The organism is Piscibacillus salipiscarius JCM 13188 (assembly GCF_001311865.1).
Taxonomy (GTDB): Bacteria; Bacillota; Bacilli; order Bacillales; family Alkalibacillaceae; genus Piscibacillus; species Piscibacillus salipiscarius.
Genome location: NZ_BBCD01000001.1, coordinates 251407 through 271005 on the forward strand (window position 1 = coordinate 251407; position 19599 = coordinate 271005).

Sequence of the window (19599 nt, forward strand, 5' to 3'; positions counted from 1 at the left end):
AAAACAGTGATCAAACGTTTTTCACAGTAATAGCAGCAATTCGTCTCAAGATAGCATTCTCCTTTACATCTATGCTTGTATTAAAACTATGAAAAAAACGTCTTTATTTAGACCACTGTTTCAATAATCAATCTATTCTATTGTTCATCATTTTCTTCATTGTTAGGCTCATTCGATCCGTTTTCTTTGCTGTCTTCATCATTCGGATTTTGTTGAGGCTGTAGTTCGATCACCAATCTGCTTTCATCGGAAATTTCAGACCCAACCGATAAGTTTTGTTTTGTGACAAACCCTTCACCAACGTAATCTAATCTCATCCCAACGAGCTCAACTAATGATAAGACATCCCTTAGTGTCCACCCTGTAATATTTGGCATCGTCAGTTCACCATTTGTTTTTAAAATAACACGCTTATTCGGGTAGACTGATTTATTTTGTTTAGGAACTGAATCAACAATCTTCTCACCATTTCCTAGTACAGTGACATTTAACCCTTTTTTCTTTAGTTCACTGACCACCTGATTAGCGTCACGTTCATAGATGTCAGTTAACTTAACCGGCTTTGTGACATCTTGAGATTTCTGATCAGGTTCAATTTCAAGGTAATTTAAACTATTGTTCATGACTGTTTTATAAATATATGACGTTGCATCAGATCCCATGTAGCTATACTCAACTTCTGGTTCTTCAACTGCAACATACATCATCAATTTTGGATTGTCTTTTGGTGCCATTCCTATAAATGAATATACATATTTTCCGACACCTTGTTTATAGCCACCACTAGGGGATGGCACCTGAGCTGTACCGGTTTTACCGAACGAAGTATAACCATCTAGTTTATATTCCTGGCCAGTTCCGTCCTCAGATGTGATGACCGTTTCTAGAATATTTCTAACTTGCTTAGCCGTATCCTTTGATATTGGTTTTCCAACCACTTCAGGTTCAGCCTTATAGATGGTTTTTTTACTATCAGGACTTGTTATTTTCTCAGTCACGTAAGGCTTAACCATTTCACCCTCATTGGCAATGGCCGTTGCACCTTTCATGATTTGAATCGGTGTAAAAGTAGAACCCTGTCCTATTGCAGTGTTAATCTGTTCTCTAGGATAATTGTAAGATAATTGACCGACTACTTCACCTTCTAAATCGATTTCAGTTGCCTGATCTAAGTGAAACTTAGACATATAATCTAAATACGTTTCAGGGCCTAATTGTTCCCATAAGATTCTTGCAAAAGCAACGTTAGAAGAATGTTGGACACCTTGATTATATGTAATTGTCCCCCATCCTCTTCCATAGTTGTGGTCTGAGATATAATCGTAATTTTCATTAATTCTCCACCTACCAGATTCATACGTCGCTTGACCGTTATATACGCCTTCTTCAATCGCCGATGCAAGGGTAAAGATTTTCATCGTAGAACCTGGTTCGAAAGGAGTCGAAATGACATCATTGTACCAATTCTTAATATCATCTCTAGTATTCGGGTTAAAAGTTGGTCTGTTACTCATCGCTAACACTTCACCTGTTTGAGGGTTCATAACAGCTGCCACAATACGTTTTGGATTATATTCTTCTTGAACAGACGTCATAGCATCTTCTAAAACGTTTGGATCTTTTGATCAATCGTTAAGTAGACATTGTTTCCATGTACTGGCTGTTTAATATGCTCTTCAGCATTTAATAATTTAAATCCAAATTTATCCTGTTGTGATCTAATAAAACCATCTTCACCACTTAATTGATCCTCATAACGTCTTTCAACACCATATGCTCCGATCGTTTCATATTTATTCTCTTCCTCATTAAGCTTTTGATCTGTAAACCCAATTACACGGGATGCAAATACACCATTTGGGTAATAACGTTCTGTATCTTGATTAAAATAGATTCCTGGCAGGTCTAATTTTTCAATTTTTTCTTTTTCTTCTTTTGTTAACCCTTTACTATAACGTCCAAATTCAACCTGAAAAGAATCAGTTTCCTTTCCTTTTTGAAGTATTTCTAGCATACGGCTTTGTTCCATCCCGATAACTGGTGCTAATTGATTGGCTGTCTTTTCCAAATCATCAACATGTAAATTAACTGATGAATTTGTGGAATACTCTTCACTTAAGACAGCATACATATTATAAACTGTTTTATTACCAGCTAAGACCATACCTGTTTGGTCATAAATTTCACCACGCTCTGCTTCCATCACGCTACTTGTGTTACGAAATTTTTCTGCATAATCAAGTAAATCGACCGATTGTACTTCACCAGTGATCTGGATGTAAGTAAAACGGCCGATTAAAAATAGAAAAATTAACGTAAATAAGGATATGACTAAAAACGACATCACATTTTTGTAATTTAAGTTTTTCATGGACTTAACACCCTTAGTTTGTTTGAGTCGCTTGTTTTACATTTGAATTCTTTATACTTAGTCCGTGCTTCTCTGCTTCAGCTAAGATTCGACTAGGTTTGCTCAGTTCTTTTACCTCTGCTTGCAGTGCATTGTTTTCAACCTCGACCTGCGCAATATTCGAATCGACTCTCTGAATATCTCGATTGACTGAATCAAGTGAAGAAGAATACTGAACCACAAAATCATTGTCATAGCAATAATCACGAGTCCAGTTGTATAAAGAAACTTTTCACCTTTTGTAAACCAAGCCTTTTTAACAGAACGTTGCTTTTTAGGTCTTGGGCTTTGTTGTTCTGTTGTTTTATCAGGAATCATTGAATACTTTCTTATTTGTTCTGCCGCCATTGTTTAATTCCTCCTCTGAGTCATTGAATATTGATCTTCCCATTCTTTTACTTTCTCAACAATTCTTAGTTTTGCAGATCTCGATCGTCTATTTTCTTCAAGCTCATCTTCGCTAGGTACAATTGGTTTGCGTGTAATCAGTTTAAAAGGTGGTTCAACCTCATCCGGCATTACTGGAAGATCTTTAGGTATTGGAGGACTAGAACTCCATTTTTTCATTGATTGTTTACAAATACGATCCTCTAAAGAATGAAAGGTAATAACAGCGATTCGACCACCAATACTTACTTGTCTTGCCGCTTGATCTAAAGCTTTTTCAAATACAGCTAATTCATCGTTAACAGCAATTCGAATTGCTTGAAATACTCTCTTTGCTGGATGTCCACCTTTTCTTCTTGCAAAAGCCGGTATACCTTCTTTAATTAAATCAACCAATTCATATGTCGTTTTAATTGGTTGTGCGCTTCGAGCTTTCTCAATCTTTCTCGCAATTTGTTTTGAAAACTTCTCTTCCCCGTACCTTGTAAAAATTCTAACTAAATCTTCAAATGCCCATTCATTGACAACTTCATAAGCACTTAACGTGTTTTCTTGATTCATTCTCATGTCTAATGGCGCATCGTGTTGATAACTAAATCCACGTTCAGCTTCATCTAATTGGGGTGATGAAACTCCTAAATCAAATAAAATTCCATCAACATGTTCTACCCCTAATTCAATTAAGGCCTCACTTAAGTTGGCAAAATTGTCATGAACCAAAGTAATACGATCTTCATAATCGGACAGTACTTGTTTGGCATAATTAATTGCTTTAAGATCTTGGTCAAACGCAATTAACCTTCCCTCTGAAGATAAATGTTTTGCAATTTGACTAGAGTGTCCTGCTCCCCCAAGTGTACAATCCACATAAACTCCATTTTCTTTGATGTCTAACCCCTTGATTGCTTCATCATTTAGTACACTGTAGTGCTCAAACATGCCGGCACCCCTTTGCCTTAAATATCAAAATCCATTAAGTTCTCTGCAATGTCTGCAAAGGATTCTTCTGATTCTTCCACATAGTCTGTCCATTTTTCTTTAGCCCATAATTCAATTCGGTTTGAAACACCGATGACGATACATTCCTTGTCTAAATCTGCAAATTTTCTAAGTGGTGCTGGAATGTTAATTCGCCCTTGTTTGTCAATCTCACATTCAACCGCTCCAGAAAAGAAGAAGCGTGTGAATGCTCGGGCGTCTTTTTCGTTAAAGGTAATTTTTTTAATTTCTCTTCTAAAACTCGCCATTCTTCTTGTGGGTAAGCGAATAGACAGTTGTCTAAGCCACGTGTTAAAACAAACGATTCACCAAGCCCGTCACGAAATTTCGCAGGCACAATGATTCGTCCTTTTGTATCTATATTATGTTGAAATTCACCCATGAACATAGACTTCGCCCCACTTTTCATTTAGTTTACCACATTCCCCCACTATCTACCACATCATTTCACTATTTTTTCTAAAAAAATTAAAAAAGCATATCCAGAAACTTTCTGGATATGCTTTAATACAGGGTTTTTAGCTATAAATTTGATAGGTGGTAGATGGTGGTGAACAAGTGGTTAAATTTCAACAACTAAATGATCTTGTTCCCATCTTCGTGGAGTGCTCATTAATAAGTTGGGTAATTCTAACCCAAATTCATTCATAAAGTGGATGATGTTCCACATTCTTTCTTGGAGACCACACTCAGGGTAATAATAAGCATTTAACTCCTCAAATTGAGCGATTGTATGCTTGTGTTGATCATTGACTACTTTCATCATACGTTTTTCTAATTTGTTTAGTTCTGATTTAATAATTTTCAAATTTGAATCAGCATATGAACCCAAATCATCTTGGATCTCATAAGCTACTTCCCTTACCGGTTGGTGAAGCGTATCAATATCTTGACTGACTTGATTAATCATTTCCTCTATAGGTGAAGAAGTTTGTCTCTTTAGCCAGTTCATTTTATACCAATTAGTTCCTTCATTAATTACTTGGCTTATATCAATACCAAATCGTTCTAACCATTGTTTATGTTTAGAATCTAAAAATGTAATGGAAAGACGCGGTGTAATGATTGGAAATTGCAAATCAACCTCTTCAAATGCTGGCTTTAAAGCTGACCAGTAGCCAATCTCACCTGGCCCACCTATAAACGATAATACAGGAAAGACCATCTCTTGCATCATAGGTCTGGTCACAACATTGTTACTAAATCTCTCCGGATGATGATCAATCTCGGATAACAACTCATCAGTGCCAAAAGACACCAAGTCATCCTTTGATCTCCATATACCATCTACAACTTCAAGTAACAGCCTTTCACCATTTAAGTGGTAAAAGATGTGTCCATCTTCTGTAGTTGCATCTAAATTGATTTGATAACCTTGGCGATTTAACTCATCAAGTTCGTTTACAACGGATGTTGCTATAGCTTTCTGCTTAGATACGATCTTCTTAAAATAATCTTTCTCTATTTCACGTAACTTTGAATCATTTGAATCCACTAGCACTAGACCGTATTGGTGGAACAATTGGTTAATTAATTTCGCAAAAAATCAACATAGGAATCATCATGACTATAAGAAGATTTGATTAATTGATATAATTCTTTAGAATAAGATGTTTCATTTAATGTCGAGAATACCTCATCTAGCCAGTTATTTAATTCAGTTACATCAATTTTCCGGCTTGAAACTGGTGTCTTCTCAGGTGAATTGGACTGAAGTTTTAGCTTTTTAAACCTTGAATTTTGATAGGCAAAAATATGATTAATTTCCTCAAAATCGTGATCTTCACCCGCAATCCAAAACACCGGAACAACAGGCTTACCTAAAAATTCTTCTTGTTCCTTTGCTTGAAGTAAAATAGACACAATTTTATTAATCGTATATAAAGGACCTGTTAAAATTCCCGCTTGTTGTCCTCCTATAACAACAACAGAGTCCGAATTTCGAATAGCTTCTATTTGTTTTTATTTCGTCAGTTAAACCCCATTTTTCGTTCTGCTCTAACAAGACATCTGCTAACTGGTCACGCTGATAATTTTGACTCATTAAATATTCATAGCGTTTTTTGAAATTCTGTAAATGATATGGATCATAATGAAAATGAGTATAAATGCTTTCTTCACGATTACGGTAATCTTTTATTAGAGATGATTGATTATTAAGTTCAATTGAATGACATTTCATAGACTAATACCTTCCTTTTACGAGCTCACTAGTTCATTCCGTATGTTATTGTATCGAATATTCCATGCATTTTCACTTCATATGTTTTATTATAAATAAGTTATGTAGATTCCAATTGGTAATAATATGGTGTAAGTAATAACTAAAATGATAAATCCTGCTCTCCAAACAACTCTTACGGCCCTCATAATGTTGATTTCTAGTTCTTTACGCCATTGCATCGTGATGACAACTATGACACCTAGCATAAACAATAACAAGAAATACACTATAAAAGACCGATTAAGTAAATTAAATAAAATAGCATTAACTGCTATAAGGAAGAATAAGTTTGATAAATCTGCAGCAAATTTAGTTGATCTGGTTGCCTGCCGCGTCACTTTTTTCATAATTATAAAAAGAATAAAACGTTATATAAGGAAAAGTTGCCAGTATAGCAATAAGTGTCGATAAAAAATCCATTACGCTCTCCTTTAATGATTAATTTCTTTAGCTTTAATTAAATGGTACATATTTGACTGAGTCGGAACGTCAATCTTGGATTGTTTCACAATGTATCCATTTATAGACTCGATTTCAGTCGTTCGCTTCATCCTTATATCGACTAACATTGATGAAACATTATTCTTTGTATTATGAGCAACTTCCTGCACCTTTTCCCAGGACTTTTCGCAGTTCATCTCAAGCACTTCAGAAGCTTCCTTAGACAGTTGATAAGCTATTTTCTTTAAATATGGATTGGTGATTACTTGTCCATTCTCTATATCAAACAACGCTGTAAGTGGATTAATAACGCTATTTACAATCACTTTTTCGTTCATAGTTTGAATGATGTCATCATCATAAAAACAGGAAAATCGGAAGCGTATAGTTGATGTTGAATATGCTTCGCATCATTATGCTCTTGGAAATCACCCACTTTAATCTGACCTAGCCCATTTAATTGAACTTGATGAGAATTGACCTTTGAGACGCCGTGTTCACACACTCCCAACATAATAAAATGATTCAGTTCTTGAATCATTTGTATATGGCTTAAACCATTTTGAATAAATAATAGACACGTTTTATCTAAGCTATTTAATATAGGCATTAGGTATGCTAAATGTGGTTGTTTGACACAGATAATAATCAAGTCATGTTTCTGCAGTCTTTCAATGGTTTTAACACGAATTTGATAGCGATCTTTATTAATTTGAATACCATTCTCTCTTATTTCATTTAGCTGCTTTTGGTTTCTCACATAACCCGTTACATCGTGACGTTCAGACAATTTAGATGAAATGAATAACCCAACGGCACCTAAACCAATAATACCAATATCCATTACATTCACTCCGCATTAGATTCAATACTATCTATTTTATCAGAAAATTGTTAAATGTCCCTTTAAAATTGATCTTACTATTATTAAAGGGCTTCCATTTTCAACACCACCTATTTATATTATAATAAAATTGAGCATGAATAAGGGGGCTTATAGATATGTTAGGCGAGGTAGAACGTTTATTAATCAACTTTAAAACGTTAGAAGAATTTAAAAAGTTTAAAGAATATGGTATTCAAGAATTATCAATGTTAGAAGATTTGCAACACAATATGATCGAAAACAACAGTGAATCCCCGTTTTTGGTATTTATTATGGTAACTCTTTAGTTGCTAGAATGAGCTTATATCAAGTCGATCAAAAATATGATTACTATTTTGACCCTAAACAAGACTATTTAGAACTATGGAAATTAGAAGTATTGGAGAACTATCGTCACAAGGGTTTTGGTAAAAAACTAGTTGATTTTGCTAAAAGCTTTGGACTACCGATCAAGACTAATGCTCGTATTAATTCCCAAGGGTTCTGGGAAAAGATGGGTTTTCAGCCTGCCAATTATGATATGGAACGTGACTTAGGTCAAAACCCATTTATATGGATGCCTGATGGTGTGGATGAAAAAGTTAGTGAAGAGTAACAAGCAAATTAAATTCCTATACACAAAAACAATCTTCCATCTTTAAAATTAGATGGAAGATTGTTTTTATTTATGTTGTTTACTTTTAACTTCACTAATCTTGTTATATATATCATCGATGATTCGTTCATATCGTTCAATCTGTTGTTTCAATTGCGTATGTTCTGGATCTAAACTTTTATGTTTCGATGTTTCGCCTTGAGTATAGTAAACACCTTTGAGCTGCTCTAATTGATTAATCACTTCATCAAAAGCTTTCATTTTTGGGTATGAAGGGAGTGAACCCGTAGAATCATTGAGCTTCTTACGACTTTGTTTTGCTAAATCAATAGCTTGCCTGTATTGTTTTCTTAAGTTTGCATTCCACCTGAACCCACAAGCCTGAGGGGTTCTTGATAACCGTTCTCCGACTTCCTCAAAAGCTTTCATTTGCGTTTTACCTTCTCGTATATAACGTAATACTGTCTCAGCTAGAAGTAAATCTTCATCTTTCGTCCATGCATCCTGCCTCGTTGACATCACTATACACCCCTTAACTCTATTAACTTTAATAATACTCTATGCAAGTCATTAAGAGGTTAGAAGGATTTGTATATTATTTTTTAGATAAAAATTGCTTGACGGCCCTTTTATGCTCATCTGAAACCCAAAGCTTACTACAAGTTCTCACTTCATCTTCCATTCTTTTTTCATTAAATTAAGTTCCATGAAATTCAGCCTTTGTTTTTTCCAATGTCTCATTTGTTCAACACTACGATCAATGTATGGCTTCAGGGCTTCATGATTCTCAGAAATGGTTAAGTCATTTATTTCCTTCTGAAAAAATCCTATCGTTAACAGTTCACTAGTTGTTTTGATATCTGATTCAATCATCCATTGAAAAGCATGATTAGAGTTTATACGTTCATACAAAAGGGTACCACCGCCCCAGCCAGTTGCTATTCCTAATTTTCCTTGAATAAAGCCGAAGTCAGCATTAGGTGTAGCAAATCTGAAATCGCATGCAGAAGCCAGTTCGAGACCACCACCTCTTGCTAAGCCATTTAGCCATGCAATGGTTGGAATATGTAAAGTGGCTAATTTGTATATTATTTCTTGCATAGGCTTCAATGTCTTATAAGCTTCTTGTTCAGACATCTCTCCATGAAAATCGTTTAGATCTCCACCAGAACAAAATGCTTTCTCTCCGTTACCAGTGATGATTAAGAATTTAAGGTCATGACGATTAGTCACTTCAGTCAGGTGATTGTCCAGCTCTTTAATTGTATTTTTAGAAATAGAGTTTAACTTGTGTGGACGATTTAATGTAATGACTGCGTACTGTTTTGGGTCAATATAAAGTGAACTTTCAGCCATTGAATTCTCTCCTTAATTATTAATATAAAAAAAAGATGCCTCAATGATGAGACATCTCTTCCTTACTTCTCAACTACCTCTTTACCATCATAGTGACCACATGATTTACATACGTGGTGAGGTTTTGTATATTCACCGCAATTTGAACATTCTACCATACCAGGTACATGTAATTTTATGCGTACGACGTTGGCGTTTAACTTTTTTAGAAGTTCTTCTCTTTGGTACTGCCATGTGTTACACCTCCCTTAAAGTAATCCCAATTTATAGGGATATTTACATTAATCTTTTTTGTCATCAAAATTTTTAATGAAGATAAACGAGGGTCTACCTTCTCTTGTTCTTCTTCTTCGTGTTTAGCTTTTAAGTCTAAATGTTCATCTTCTTGAAGAAGATCCCAACCGCTTCCTTCAGAAACGATATTATCCATCGTTGCCTCATCACTATACACTCTTAAAGGAACTTCCAATAAAATATTTTCCTTGATATAAGGCATTAAGTCAAGCACTTCTTGATCAATAAAATGAATATCTTCATCATTTTGAGCTTGATATTCACTCGTAGTAAACTGATCAATAGCTTGAACCGAAAATTCATACGGAACATCAACTAAAGTTCTTGCGCAAGGTAATGTCATCGTCCCTTTGATGGTGTAACGAAATGTATACGTTTCACTACGGACCGATACGTCACCTTTCACATTTACATCTGTAATATTCCTAATATCGTTTTCCATACGTTCTAATTCATCTACGTTAACCGTATCTTCAAAATCATATGGAGCTTCTCGTTTTATTTTTTGTAAGGAAAATTTCATAATATCACCTCAAGGCAACAAGAGTTATTGTAAAAGGAAATGAACCTTTTGTCAATATTTTTTCTTAACACCAACTATTTTAATCAAAATCTGCTTGATTTTATCATCTAATCCTTCTAAATTAGAATTATCAAAGAATTTTAGGCGGTGTTTTAAATGAAAGCATGTGGGCTAATTGTTGAATATAACCCATTCCATAATGGACATGTATATCATGTCGAGCAATCTAAAGAAAAAACAAACGCAGATATTATGATAGCCGTGATGAGTAGTTCATTTCTTCAGCGCGGTGAACCGGCTATCATCGATAAATTCCATAGAACCAAAGCAGCTCTAAATCGTGGTGTTGATCTCGTCGTTGAACTTCCCTTTGCATTTGCAGTTCAATATGCTGATTTATTTGCTAGAGGCGCCATTTTAACATTATCGGAACTAAATGTCGACTATGTGTGTTTTGGAAGTGAAGCTGGTAATATTCAGCCTTTCTTAGAAGGATATGACCACTATCAAAACTATAAAAGCCATTTTACAGACGAGCTTCATAAACAACTAGATCAAGGGCTATCTTTCCCACAAGCTAGCAAAAAAGCGTATCAAACCATCGATTTAGCAACAGGAGAAATTGACCTTGGACAGCCTAATAATATTTTAGGTTTCAGTTATGTTAAGGCAATTAAAGAATTGGGTTCAACTATTCAACCTGAAACAATTAAACGAACTAAAAGCGGCTACCACGATGAAAAGATTGAACATGAGATTGCGAGCGCAACGAGTATTCGTAAAGAAATCATAAAAGACAGATCAATTACAGATTCAGCTTATAAAGCTTTACCAGTTGAAACGATTGAGCACCTAAAAGAATATTTAAATCTAACATCTAACTGGCATGATTGGGAATTATATTTCCCTTATTTACAATTACTAGTACAAACAAAGAGTCACCAGGAGCTAAGACAAATACAAGGTGTCATTGAAGGTTTAGAATATCGTTTAAAACAAACGGTTCAAGAAGCAACAGATTTCCACAGTTGGATGACACTCCTTAAAACCAAACGTTATACATGGACAAGATTACAGCGTATGTTTGTACATCTCTTAACAAATACAACTAAAGAAGATCTTGAGAAATACAGTGAAATGAAGCAAGCTCCTTACACTAGAATTCTTGGTATGAACCAAAAAGGTAGAGAGTACATACAGACGATTAAAAAAGATATGAATGTACCTCTAATTTCAAACATTCAAGAACTTAAGCACCCCATGTTAGTACTAGAAGAAAAAGCTACCGATGCTTATTATATTCCTCACTCACCAAAGGTTAAACAACAACTGAAAAAACAAGAATTAACAGGGCCAATTATTATATAGGGAAACAAAGAGGCTGGGACAAAGTATGTATTAATCTAGAAGAAGACGAATATTAGAGGAGAGATCAATCCCTAATATTCGTCTTCATTTTTAGCTGCGTCAAAATAACACTCAATATTCGTTTTTTAATAAGTTATCTTTCTTCTGTCCCACCCTCTTAAGCTAATGTCTATTTAGGGTCGATATTTTCTAGATAGTTAACTGCATCTTGAAAATTATCAACGGGAACAACCTTCATGCTAGTTCCGATTTCTTCAGCTGTTTGTTTTGCCACTTCATAATTAGAGCCTTTTATTCCGTCTTCATTAGGTGCAAAAAATATGTCTGCCCCTTCATCATCTGCAGCTACAACTTTTTATCAATACCACCTATTCTTGAAACATTTCCTTCGTAATCAATTTCACCAGTACCAGCTATTTGATAACCTTTAGTAATATCTTCAGAAGTAAGTTGATCATAAATTTCTAGTGACATCATAAGCCCTGCACTCGGACCACCTATACTACCGCTATCAAATTCTACTTCTGGATTAACTGTCACATCACGATCAGTCACTAGAGATATACCCATCCCAACCCGATCTGGTTCATTGGGAAAGGTTCCTAAATCAAAGGATACGGTTCTTTCTTGGTCGTTCCTAATGATATTAGCTTGAATTTGATCCCCTTTTGATATGAAGAAATCAAATCAAGAATATCTTGAGATGACTCAACTGGCTGATCATTGATTGCTAAAATTTGATCTCCAGGTTTTAGAGCTCCATCTGCAGGCATGCCATCCACTACACCCATGACATACACACCTTTATATTCAATGTTAATATCTCTACCTGCAGCTTGGTAAGCTACAAACCGTCGCTGCTTCTTGTGAAGATTCCATAATATGAAGCTGAGTATCCATATATTCTTCTTGACTGATTCCCTCAGGTCTTATTTTTTCTAAATCATAAATTTCATAATAAGGTCTTATTTTGGCCCATAAATAATAAATAGGTGTTGCTTGTCCGCCTCGAACGGTAACTAAATGAAGCTCTCCTTCACTATCAAATCGATTTTCAACTTCAACTACATCATTTAAAGCATAAATCCCACCGGGTTGATATATATAATAATCTAATTTATAACTTGATAAAAATATAACTGCTAATAATATAAATGCATATAATATTAATTGTTTACGGTTAATTTGCATTAAGACCCTTCCAATCCTCTATAGCTTTTTTGATCGACTGAATATGCTTCTCCGCTTCTTCTTCACCTTTTTCAATTATTTCTTTAATTTGAGAATAGTTACGAGAACTATAAGAATAAACTTCAGGTCTCATGACAATATCTGCATCGACCATTCTGTAATTTGTAATTTCATTTTGCATGATATCAATGCTCTGCATTATAATATCGTATATTGAATACACTTCTGTATTTTGTTCAAATTTTGAACAGTCTACTGCAATAACGATATCTGCTCCCATATCCTTAACAACAGAAACAGGAATTCGATCAATGACGCCCCCATCTACTAATAACCGATCATTAATTTTCTCCGGTACGAATACACCCGGAATTGATATACTCGCACGAACAGCTGAGGCTGCATCACCTTCGTTAAAAATAACTTTCTCCCCTGAATAAATATCTGTAGCAACGATTGACACAGGTGTTTTAAACTCCTCTAATCGTTTATTATATGTAAACATTTTAATATAAGACTTAATTCGTTCACCTTGTATTAAACCCATTTTAGGTACCATGATATCCATAAAATATTTACGTTTGAAAGTTAAGGCCAATTGATACATTTTGATCAACGGATTGTCCAGCACCATAAAAAGCTCCTACCAACGCCCCCATACTGCTACCAGCAATATAATCGATAGGAATTTGGTGTTGTTCAAGGACTTTGATTACGCCTAAATGCGAGAAGCCCCTTGCTCCTCCTGACCCAAGTGCTAACCCTATTTTTGGCCGGCTCATGTATTGCCTCCTGTCAAAATTAATAATCTACTATGCATATATACTCGACCTGTTCGCGTATAGTGTAAAGAAACAATCTGTTTTCTTTATCATTTATTTTACTATGCGATGGTCTATTCGTACAGCTAGGAATGCTATAGGAGGAATACAAGTGTTAAATAAGATTAGGACAATCTTTTATTCAATGAGCACGATATTTTTAGCATTTGCTGTGATCACATTTCCAGATGAATCCCTAGAAGCATCCATAAGAGGGTTGAACTTATGGTTTGAAATTGTATTCCCTTCCTTGCTTCCTTTTTTTATTATAGCAGAATTATTATTAGCTTTTGGAGTAGTTAAAGTAATTGGAATGGTTTTAGAGCCTCTCATGCGACCTCTCTTTAATATACCGGGGTCAGGAGGAGTCGTACTTGGAATGGGATTGGCTAGTGGTTATCCTTCTGGTGCTAAAATTACGGCAAGGTTAAGGCAAGAAGACGTGCTTACCAAAACAGAAGCAGAGCGTTTAGTTTCTTTCACAAACGCATCCAACCCTTTATTTATTTTTGGAGCGATTTCAATAGGCTTTTTTCATGATCCTAAAACTGGATTATTACTTGCAGCAAGCCATTATGTCGGAGCAATTTTAGTTGGGTTTGCATGAGATTTTATAAATATAATGAAGAGCGTTCCAAACCGAAACATGATGACGAGAGACAATCTTTTATTAAAAGAGCTTGGAATACTCTCCATCACGAACGACTTAAAAAGAATGAACCTTTAGGTCATGTATTAGGACAAGCTGTGTCTTCTTCTATTCAAACTTTAGTTGTAGTCGGTGGATTTATAATATTATTTTCAGTCATAAATAAATTACTATTTCTTACAGGTATCACCCATTACGTTGGGGCCGCATTAGCCCAGTTATTTGGTTTATTTCAAATACCCGAATCTTTATCTTTACCTTTTATTGCAGGTCTATTTGAAATTACACTAGGTGCTCAAATGATTTCACAAACCGATAATTTAACGTTATTAATCCAATTAATTTTTGTCAGTGCCATTCTTGCGTTTAATGGTTTTTCTATTCAAGCACAGGTCGCAAGCATTTTATCAACAACTGACATAAAATTCGCACCATATTTTTCGCCCGTCTATTACACATTATATTCTCCATTTGGTTAACAATCGCCCTGTTTAAACCGTTGTACTTAAATCGAAACGCATTTTCTCCACATGATATTACAGTTGATTCAGAGGGTAACATTTCTCAGCAATACTTCTGGTATGATATATGGTATTGGCTTGAACAATATGGTTACTTAATCTCACTATCAGCATTAGTCATTGGCTGTTTGTATCTATTATCACGCTTAAGAAAGTCTTAAAATAAAAAAGCCCATAAAACAGAATTTATGGGCTTTCATTTAGGATTGATATTTCTCTTTCAAAGCCTTAGCCACATTTTCTGGAACTAAATCTGATACATCAGATTCATATTTTGCAGCTTCTTTAACAATACTTGAACTTAAGAAAGAGTACTGATTATTTGTCATCATAAAAAAGTTTCAATATCTTCATTTAACTTACGGTTCATCGATGTAATTTGCATTTCATATTCAAAATCACTTACAGCTCTTAAACCTCTTAAAATTACATCTACATGCTTATTTTTTGCATAATCGACTAGTAATCCCTGACTTACATCACAAGACACATTAGGTAAGTCTTTAGTGGCCTCTTCAATTAATGCTAACCTTTCTCCTACTGAGAATAGTGGTGATTTAGATTGGTTATTAAAGACTGCTACAATGACGTGATCAAAGATTTTAGCTCCTCTTCTAATAATATCTAAATGACCATATGTAATTGGGTCAAAGCTCCCTGGACAAATAGCTGTTTTAGGCATTCCCATCCCCCTTATCATATCGATATATTGTCAGTTCAGTTAAAGAACCATATTCATCTTGCCTTAACATTGTAAATCTTTCAAAAGAATCTGGCAATTTCTCATCCTGTGTGTGTTCACAAATGATTAAACAACCATCTTCCATCAATTGGTGTTCATCTAATTCAATTAATATATCCTTAAAACCTGCTTTTTGATATGGCGGGTCTAAAAATATGTAGTGATAAGTTTTATCTCTCTTTCCTGCAGCTTTAATAGCCCTAAACGCATCATTTCTAAATATTTCACAATGCTTCTCAATGTCAAGGTCTTTGACATTACTTTTAATCGTTTGAATGGCATGATATTGATGGTCAACAAATGTGACCCATTCCATCCCTCTACTAATTGCCTCAATTCCTAAATTGCCACTGCCAGCAAATAAATCTAAGGCCCGTCCGCCTTCAAAAAAGGGCCCAATGATTTGAAATAATGCTTCCTTAATTTTGTCAGTTGTGGGTCTAGTTTTTTTACTAGGCACTGCTTGAATTGGATGACCCTTAAGTGTTCCTGCAATAACTCTCAACGACGATCACCAACTTTTTTTAAATTTTAATGTATAGTTTACCCTCTATTGGCAATAATAGCTTCTAGAACGGAATTTAAGAGGAATCCGTTCGACTCGGAGAAAGTCTTATCATTCCCCATAAGACCTTCTTCCGGTTTCTCCTCTCCCTTTTTGTACTCTCTCTGTTAGAATACGGAGAGTGTGGTTTTCTTTAATTCGTTAGATTGAAGAAAAAACCACTTTTTATTCATTTTAAAATTCTACACAAGTCGACTACTATTTTATCAAAACGATGCAAGCATGACTATCTTAATTCACAAAATTAATGAAACATGCTACATTTAAGTGGGAATTTGAGGAGGTATGAACATGACACAGCGATTTATAAAACTTGGTGAAGGTTACGGGGATCTTTATGAGTTGTTCACATTAATTGAAGCTATGCCGGAACGAGTTCAAAACCTATTGGCCTTTCATACAATCAAAAATGAAGAAGAACGCACTTCCATTGCGGCAGTATTTAAGCCTACAAATCAAGGGAACTTTCAGCCGATTTATATTTGTTTAGAAGGCATTCTAAAACCAAATGAGGATTCGCCTAATGTACGTTTTGATGCCTTTAAGGAAATTAGTGAACGACTGAACCAGCCCATTATTGAATTAGTCGTTCCACCGTCAGATACTTATCATGAAATTGAACTCTATTATCAACAACTGATTGCCGTTTTAAGATTAAATCATATTATTAAATAACGAGCATTGCCTGGTTCCACCACATTATAAATAAAAAACTGAAGCTGATCAGCTTCAGTTTTTTAGTAAACGCTTTTATTTCATAATCCGTCTCTTCCTCTATAATTGGAGACTTCTTTTGATAAACTGTATCGACAAATGGCTTATGAGACAAATCAATCCTTTTGACAAAGTTTAAACGATTAATTTGTTCAGTCACTTCTTCAAGCTCTTCTTGATTAACGTAAATTAAAACATACTTCAGTTTCCTTGATGCATAAATCAGATGTCCATATCTTCGAAGCCTTTTTACGTATTTGGGATGTTTGATCCATACAACGATTCCTTGGCGTTTAGTTATCATAAGTACTACCTCATTCCTTACTTGATTAAGAGGCTTGGCAACCACATGAGCCGCCAGATCCACAGCCACAACCAGAACCACTATCTTTTAGGGCTATTCCGTCTCTAGGTGCTTTTATGTTTGGACTAATTGATTGAGCGATAATTTCCGATACATCATCTAACAAGGTTTGAAGTTGCGTTTCAGATTGTTTATAAATCGCAACGGTATCATGCATATCTAGGTCACGCTTCTGTTCCCTAATCTCTTTCATGATTTTACTATAATCAGGGTGGTATCGACCAAACCTTTGGACATCATCATAATGTTCCTTCATCTTAGAAAAATCATCCATGAGCTTTACCGCATCACGGTCTTCGTATAAAGCTTTTTTCTATTCTTATATACTTTAAAGTCTTCTGACTCTGTAATCATTTTACCAAGTTTCTCAGCTTGCTCTAGTGCTTCAATAACTTCTATATTAGCGAGCATGTACTCACCTCCATATACTTATCTTACCAAAATGAAGGTGAGATTACCAATATCGAATTTGCATGTTAAAAGAAACGTTTTTCTTTGGTTATAATGATGATAAGGTCTCTGGTTGCTTTGTTTTTTAAGAACCCTTGAACTTGATCTATCGTCTTGGATAGATTACTAACTTGTTTTTCAACTTGATCAATATCGAGTTTAGATACAAGGTCAAATAGGTTCGAAAATTTACCAGTTGAAGGTGATTTACTATCGTCTGGTTCGGTTGGTTCGTATTCATTCCATAATGGATCGCTTTCTCCGTTAGCATGCCAGCGATCGTACAATTCTTGCCAATTATATTTACCACGTCTAACATCATTAACAAGGCCTTGTCTTGTTTGAACGAATTTTTGAACTCACGTACTTCCTCAGGTAAATCTAAATGGTACATACTTTCATCACCCCTTTTAATACATAAAGATCCTGCTAATACTATTATAATTAGGGGTATTAAAATGTGTTCATTAAATATTCACTTAAATATTTGAATAAAATGTTACACATTAACGATATTTACTTAGAAATAATTGATTAATTGACGGTTTCATAATATGATAAATTTAATGAAACTTATTGTAGAGGTGAAGGAAATGAAATTAGAAAACAATAATATTGAAAACACTGTATTAGACCTCCAACCATTAACATATATCATGGAAAGAAATGGTTTTGTTTTAGCGGGTCAATGGGACTATGAACGCGTCACATATGATTTAAAAATGAACGCTCCTGAAAAAAATATCACGTACTACCTTCGTGTTAGCGGCTATGCCATTGAAGGCGATGTTGATTCAGGTAAAGCAGTTATTAAAATTCTTACACCACTATTAGGTAAGCATCACTACCCTCATGGTGTGGAATACGGAGAAGAAGAAGGGTTTCCAAAGAATGTAGTTGAAAAAGCTGAACGTATTCTTTCAAAAGTGGATGAACAATTGAAACAGTTTATCGAAGAAGAAGCTAAGTAAAGATGTTTGAAGGGCTGTCTATATTTACAGCCCTTCCTATAACATTTTAGTGCGAAAGGGGACTAGGCTTAATTGTTCAAAAATATTACAAAAACGACAATGGACCATAGCTCTTTATATATTACTACTCTTAGTACTAGCCTACTTTATCTTACCAATTTCAGTCCCGCTGATTCTTGCATTCTTAACGGCATTAATATTAAACCCATTAGTCCGATTTAACACTAGGCGTTTGGTATTTCTAGAAAAAATCTCGGTCACTATTGTTTTTTAATATTTATATTAATCCTTGCAACAATTGGTACTTACACAACTACCAAAGTCGTTGGGCAAGTTATAAAACTTACAGAAAATATCCCGTCATACATAAGCGATGTCGAATCTGAATTAACAGATTTTAGAACTAAGTTCGATGCATTTACTGAAGAATGGCCAGATGAGTTCATAAATTCAGTCGAAAAGCGTGTAACTGAAAATTTGACTACTTATGGTCAAACATTACAAGACTATAATTATATTGAAAGTATTACACAGATTTTTATGAAAATACCTGACTTTCTTATAAGTTTACTAGTCTATTTAATTGCATTATTCTTGTTTATGCTCGATTTACCTAATTTAAGGAATAAGTTTTATGGAATGATGACTGAACAAACACAAGAGAAATTTAAATTTATGAACGCTCGAATGTCTTACGTTTTATTGGGCTTTCTTAAAGCGCAGTTTTTAGTAAGTCTAATCATCTTTACTGTCTCACTAATTGGTTTATTACTCATTACTCCTGAAGTTGCATTTATTATGTCGATCATTATTTGGTTAGTAGATTTAATACCAATTATTGGTTCAATTATAATCCTCGGACCATGGTCGTTATATATGTTTATAACAGGAGATCTTGTACTAGGAACGAAATTAGCAGTACTGGCTATCATTTTACTTGCTATTAGACGTACAATTGAACCTAAGGTAATGGGACATCACATAGGGCTTTCTCCATTACCTACATATTGCCATGTTCTTAGGGTTACAATTAATTGGCTTTTTAGGCTTTTTCTTAGGTCCATTAGTAGTCATTTTATTTAATTCTGCTAAAGAGGCAGGAATTATAAAGTTTAACACAAAAATTTA

At 34.7% G+C, this 19599-nt stretch carries 23 protein-coding genes and 8 pseudogenes; 7 read left to right on the forward strand and 24 right to left on the reverse strand.

What is annotated here, in order from left to right:
* Positions 1 to 137: 137 nt before the first annotated feature.
* The 10 genes and pseudogenes from JCM13188_RS01415 to JCM13188_RS01460 all read right to left on the reverse strand — a co-directional run bounded on the left by JCM13188_RS01415 (position 138) and on the right by JCM13188_RS01460 (position 7305).
* Positions 138 to 1595, reverse strand: coding sequence for a penicillin-binding protein (locus JCM13188_RS01415; RefSeq protein WP_054751600.1), 1458 nt, complete (start codon positions 1593 to 1595; stop codon positions 138 to 140).
* An 8-nt stretch (positions 1596 to 1603) separates the two neighbouring features.
* Complete coding sequence (locus JCM13188_RS01420) at positions 1604 to 2371, reverse strand: penicillin-binding protein 2 (protein WP_054751602.1); 768 nt, start codon at positions 2369 to 2371, stop codon at positions 1604 to 1606.
* Between the two features lie 13 nt (positions 2372 to 2384).
* The gene (locus JCM13188_RS20170; protein WP_369404762.1) at positions 2385 to 2549 is read right to left on the reverse strand and encodes a hypothetical protein; all 165 of its coding nucleotides are present in this window, start codon (positions 2547 to 2549) and stop codon (positions 2385 to 2387) included.
* Positions 2483 to 2758 (reverse strand): hypothetical protein, encoded by a 276-nt coding sequence (locus JCM13188_RS01425; protein ID WP_054751604.1) that lies wholly within the window; start codon positions 2756 to 2758, stop codon positions 2483 to 2485. Before JCM13188_RS01425 ends, JCM13188_RS20170 begins: the two co-directional genes overlap by 67 nt.
* A 3-nt stretch (positions 2759 to 2761) precedes the next feature.
* Positions 2762 to 3736, reverse strand: coding sequence for a 16S rRNA (cytosine(1402)-N(4))-methyltransferase RsmH (gene rsmH, locus JCM13188_RS01430; RefSeq protein WP_054751606.1), 975 nt, complete (start codon positions 3734 to 3736; stop codon positions 2762 to 2764).
* 17 nt (positions 3737 to 3753) lie between these two features.
* A pseudogene (mraZ, locus tag JCM13188_RS01435) lies at positions 3754 to 4184 on the reverse strand (division/cell wall cluster transcriptional repressor MraZ).
* A 174-nt stretch (positions 4185 to 4358) separates the two neighbouring features.
* Positions 4359 to 5978, reverse strand: a pseudogene (bshC, locus tag JCM13188_RS20175) (bacillithiol biosynthesis cysteine-adding enzyme BshC).
* An 89-nt stretch (positions 5979 to 6067) separates the two neighbouring features.
* Positions 6068 to 6382 carry a DUF3397 family protein gene (locus JCM13188_RS17460; RefSeq protein ID WP_369404763.1) on the reverse strand — a complete coding sequence of 105 codons (315 nt, stop codon included), beginning with the start codon at positions 6380 to 6382 and terminating at the stop codon, positions 6068 to 6070.
* 69 nt (positions 6383 to 6451) lie between these two features.
* The gene (locus JCM13188_RS01455; protein WP_054751617.1) at positions 6452 to 6799 is read right to left on the reverse strand and encodes a ketopantoate reductase C-terminal domain-containing protein; all 348 of its coding nucleotides are present in this window, start codon (positions 6797 to 6799) and stop codon (positions 6452 to 6454) included.
* Positions 6796 to 7305 carry a 2-dehydropantoate 2-reductase N-terminal domain-containing protein gene (locus JCM13188_RS01460; RefSeq protein WP_054751619.1) on the reverse strand — a complete coding sequence of 170 codons (510 nt, stop codon included), beginning with the start codon at positions 7303 to 7305 and terminating at the stop codon, positions 6796 to 6798. Before JCM13188_RS01460 ends, JCM13188_RS01455 begins: the two co-directional genes overlap by 4 nt.
* Before the next feature lie 158 nt (positions 7306 to 7463).
* Between JCM13188_RS01460 and JCM13188_RS01465 the strand changes: the two are divergent.
* Positions 7464 to 7942, forward strand: a pseudogene (locus JCM13188_RS01465) (N-acetyltransferase).
* 66 nt (positions 7943 to 8008) lie between these two features.
* Here the strand turns inward: JCM13188_RS01465 and JCM13188_RS01470 are convergent.
* From JCM13188_RS01470 to JCM13188_RS01480, 4 genes and pseudogenes are all read right to left on the reverse strand, one after another.
* On the reverse strand, positions 8009 to 8461 hold the full coding sequence (locus tag JCM13188_RS01470; RefSeq protein ID WP_054751621.1) for an RsfA family transcriptional regulator: 453 nt from the start codon (positions 8459 to 8461) through the stop codon (positions 8009 to 8011).
* A gap of 147 nt (positions 8462 to 8608) precedes the next feature.
* Entirely contained in the window at positions 8609 to 9298 is a 690-nt protein-coding gene (locus JCM13188_RS01475; protein ID WP_054751624.1) for an enoyl-CoA hydratase/isomerase family protein, read from the reverse strand.
* Positions 9299 to 9360: 62 nt separating this feature from the next.
* Positions 9361 to 9532, reverse strand: a pseudogene (gene rpmF / locus JCM13188_RS17465) (50S ribosomal protein L32).
* Positions 9504 to 10115 carry a YceD family protein gene (locus JCM13188_RS01480; protein ID WP_279401219.1) on the reverse strand — a complete coding sequence of 204 codons (612 nt, stop codon included), beginning with the start codon at positions 10113 to 10115 and terminating at the stop codon, positions 9504 to 9506. The pseudogene rpmF and the gene JCM13188_RS01480 overlap by 29 nt, the downstream one beginning before the upstream one ends.
* Before the next feature lie 156 nt (positions 10116 to 10271).
* Between JCM13188_RS01480 and JCM13188_RS01485 the strand changes: the two genes are divergently transcribed.
* Entirely contained in the window at positions 10272 to 11483 is a 1212-nt protein-coding gene (locus JCM13188_RS01485) for a nucleotidyltransferase (protein WP_054751625.1), read from the forward strand.
* 345 nt (positions 11484 to 11828) lie between these two features.
* On the opposite strand, the gene JCM13188_RS20180 is transcribed toward JCM13188_RS01485, so the two are convergent.
* From JCM13188_RS20180 to JCM13188_RS01495, 4 genes and pseudogenes are all read right to left on the reverse strand, one after another.
* Positions 11829 to 12038 (reverse strand): S16 family serine protease, encoded by a 210-nt coding sequence (locus tag JCM13188_RS20180; protein ID WP_369404739.1) that lies wholly within the window; start codon positions 12036 to 12038, stop codon positions 11829 to 11831.
* A 47-nt stretch (positions 12039 to 12085) separates the two neighbouring features.
* Positions 12086 to 12274, reverse strand: a complete 189-nt coding sequence (locus JCM13188_RS20185; protein ID WP_369404740.1) for a PDZ domain-containing protein — start codon at positions 12272 to 12274, stop codon at positions 12086 to 12088.
* 34 nt (positions 12275 to 12308) lie between these two features.
* Positions 12309 to 12674: a hypothetical protein gene (locus JCM13188_RS20190; protein WP_369404741.1), complete on the reverse strand. Its 366-nt coding sequence runs from the start codon at positions 12672 to 12674 to the stop codon at positions 12309 to 12311.
* Positions 12664 to 13456, reverse strand: a pseudogene (locus JCM13188_RS01495) (patatin-like phospholipase family protein). Before JCM13188_RS01495 ends, JCM13188_RS20190 begins: the two are co-directional and overlap by 11 nt.
* 151 nt (positions 13457 to 13607) lie before the next feature.
* Between JCM13188_RS01495 and JCM13188_RS20195 the strand changes: the two are divergent.
* Together JCM13188_RS20195 and JCM13188_RS20200 are read left to right on the forward strand one after the other, a co-directional pair.
* Complete coding sequence (locus tag JCM13188_RS20195; protein WP_369404742.1) at positions 13608 to 14102, forward strand: nucleoside recognition domain-containing protein; 495 nt, start codon at positions 13608 to 13610, stop codon at positions 14100 to 14102.
* A complete protein-coding gene (locus JCM13188_RS20200) occupies positions 14099 to 14623 on the forward strand; it encodes a nucleoside recognition domain-containing protein (RefSeq protein WP_369404743.1) in 525 nt (174 codons plus the stop codon). The genes JCM13188_RS20195 and JCM13188_RS20200 overlap by 4 nt, the downstream gene beginning before the upstream one ends.
* Positions 14624 to 14865: 242 nt before the next feature.
* Here the strand turns inward: JCM13188_RS20200 and coaD are convergent.
* Both coaD and rsmD read right to left on the reverse strand, forming a co-directional pair.
* Positions 14866 to 15347 (reverse strand): annotated as a pseudogene (coaD, locus tag JCM13188_RS01505) (pantetheine-phosphate adenylyltransferase).
* Complete coding sequence (gene rsmD / locus JCM13188_RS01510; RefSeq protein WP_054751627.1) at positions 15340 to 15912, reverse strand: 16S rRNA (guanine(966)-N(2))-methyltransferase RsmD; 573 nt, start codon at positions 15910 to 15912, stop codon at positions 15340 to 15342. Before rsmD ends, coaD begins: the two are co-directional and overlap by 8 nt.
* 351 nt (positions 15913 to 16263) lie before the next feature.
* Here rsmD and JCM13188_RS01515 point away from each other — a divergent pair, with 351 nt between their 5' ends.
* The gene (locus JCM13188_RS01515) at positions 16264 to 16647 is read left to right on the forward strand and encodes a DUF7147 family protein (protein WP_054751628.1); all 384 of its coding nucleotides are present in this window, start codon (positions 16264 to 16266) and stop codon (positions 16645 to 16647) included.
* Here the strand turns inward: JCM13188_RS01515 and JCM13188_RS01520 are convergent.
* The 4 genes and pseudogenes from JCM13188_RS01520 to ylbD all read right to left on the reverse strand — a co-directional run.
* Positions 16640 to 16990 (reverse strand): YlbG family protein, encoded by a 351-nt coding sequence (locus tag JCM13188_RS01520; protein WP_279401220.1) that lies wholly within the window; start codon positions 16988 to 16990, stop codon positions 16640 to 16642. The genes JCM13188_RS01515 and JCM13188_RS01520 overlap by 8 nt on opposite strands.
* A 25-nt stretch (positions 16991 to 17015) precedes the next feature.
* The gene (locus tag JCM13188_RS01525) at positions 17016 to 17324 is read right to left on the reverse strand and encodes a YlbF/YmcA family competence regulator (protein WP_369404744.1); all 309 of its coding nucleotides are present in this window, start codon (positions 17322 to 17324) and stop codon (positions 17016 to 17018) included.
* Positions 17325 to 17329: 5 nt separating this feature from the next.
* Positions 17330 to 17461, reverse strand: a complete 132-nt coding sequence (locus tag JCM13188_RS20205) for a hypothetical protein (protein WP_369404745.1) — start codon at positions 17459 to 17461, stop codon at positions 17330 to 17332.
* Positions 17462 to 17526: 65 nt separating this feature from the next.
* A pseudogene (gene ylbD, locus JCM13188_RS01530) lies at positions 17527 to 17841 on the reverse strand (spore coat protein YlbD); the annotation flags it as partial.
* Positions 17842 to 18093: 252 nt separating this feature from the next.
* Between ylbD and JCM13188_RS01535 the strand changes: the two are divergent.
* Complete coding sequence (locus tag JCM13188_RS01535; RefSeq protein ID WP_054751638.1) at positions 18094 to 18471, forward strand: YugN family protein; 378 nt, start codon at positions 18094 to 18096, stop codon at positions 18469 to 18471.
* A gap of 82 nt (positions 18472 to 18553) precedes the next feature.
* Positions 18554 to 19599: pseudogene (gene ytvI / locus JCM13188_RS01540) on the forward strand (sporulation integral membrane protein YtvI); the annotation flags it as partial.

Excerpts from the sequence above, each read along its gene's own strand:
- JCM13188_RS01415 (WP_054751600.1), bottom strand. The coding sequence starts at position 1,595 with ATGACGTCTGTTCAAGAAGAATATAATCCAAAACGTATTGTGGCAGCT.
- JCM13188_RS01420 (WP_054751602.1), bottom strand. The coding sequence starts at position 2,371 with ATGAAAAACTTAAATTACAAAAATGTGATGTCGTTTTTAGTCATATCC.
- JCM13188_RS01425 (WP_054751604.1), bottom strand. The coding sequence starts at position 2,758 with ATGGCGGCAGAACAAATAAGAAAGTATTCAATGATTCCTGATAAAACA.
- rsmH (WP_054751606.1), bottom strand. The coding sequence starts at position 3,736 with ATGTTTGAGCACTACAGTGTACTAAATGATGAAGCAATCAAGGGGTTA.
- JCM13188_RS01455 (WP_054751617.1), bottom strand. The coding sequence starts at position 6,799 with ATGAACGAAAAAGTGATTGTAAATAGCGTTATTAATCCACTTACAGCG.
- JCM13188_RS01460 (WP_054751619.1), bottom strand. The coding sequence starts at position 7,305 with ATGGATATTGGTATTATTGGTTTAGGTGCCGTTGGGTTATTCATTTCA.
- JCM13188_RS01470 (WP_054751621.1), bottom strand. The coding sequence starts at position 8,461 with ATGTCAACGAGGCAGGATGCATGGACGAAAGATGAAGATTTACTTCTA.
- JCM13188_RS01475 (WP_054751624.1), bottom strand. The coding sequence starts at position 9,298 with ATGGCTGAAAGTTCACTTTATATTGACCCAAAACAGTACGCAGTCATT.
- JCM13188_RS01480 (WP_279401219.1), bottom strand. The coding sequence starts at position 10,115 with ATGAAATTTTCCTTACAAAAAATAAAACGAGAAGCTCCATATGATTTT.
- JCM13188_RS01485 (WP_054751625.1), top strand. The coding sequence starts at position 10,272 with ATGAAAGCATGTGGGCTAATTGTTGAATATAACCCATTCCATAATGGA.
- JCM13188_RS20185 (WP_369404740.1), bottom strand. The coding sequence starts at position 12,274 with ATGGGTGTAGTGGATGGCATGCCTGCAGATGGAGCTCTAAAACCTGGA.
- JCM13188_RS20190 (WP_369404741.1), bottom strand. The coding sequence starts at position 12,674 with ATGCAAATTAACCGTAAACAATTAATATTATATGCATTTATATTATTA.
- JCM13188_RS20200 (WP_369404743.1), top strand. The coding sequence starts at position 14,099 with ATGAGATTTTATAAATATAATGAAGAGCGTTCCAAACCGAAACATGAT.
- JCM13188_RS01515 (WP_054751628.1), top strand. The coding sequence starts at position 16,264 with ATGACACAGCGATTTATAAAACTTGGTGAAGGTTACGGGGATCTTTAT.
- JCM13188_RS01520 (WP_279401220.1), bottom strand. The coding sequence starts at position 16,990 with ATGATAACTAAACGCCAAGGAATCGTTGTATGGATCAAACATCCCAAA.
- JCM13188_RS01525 (WP_369404744.1), bottom strand. The coding sequence starts at position 17,324 with ATGGATGATTTTTCTAAGATGAAGGAACATTATGATGATGTCCAAAGG.
- JCM13188_RS20205 (WP_369404745.1), bottom strand. The coding sequence starts at position 17,461 with ATGCTCGCTAATATAGAAGTTATTGAAGCACTAGAGCAAGCTGAGAAA.
- JCM13188_RS01535 (WP_054751638.1), top strand. The coding sequence starts at position 18,094 with ATGAAATTAGAAAACAATAATATTGAAAACACTGTATTAGACCTCCAA.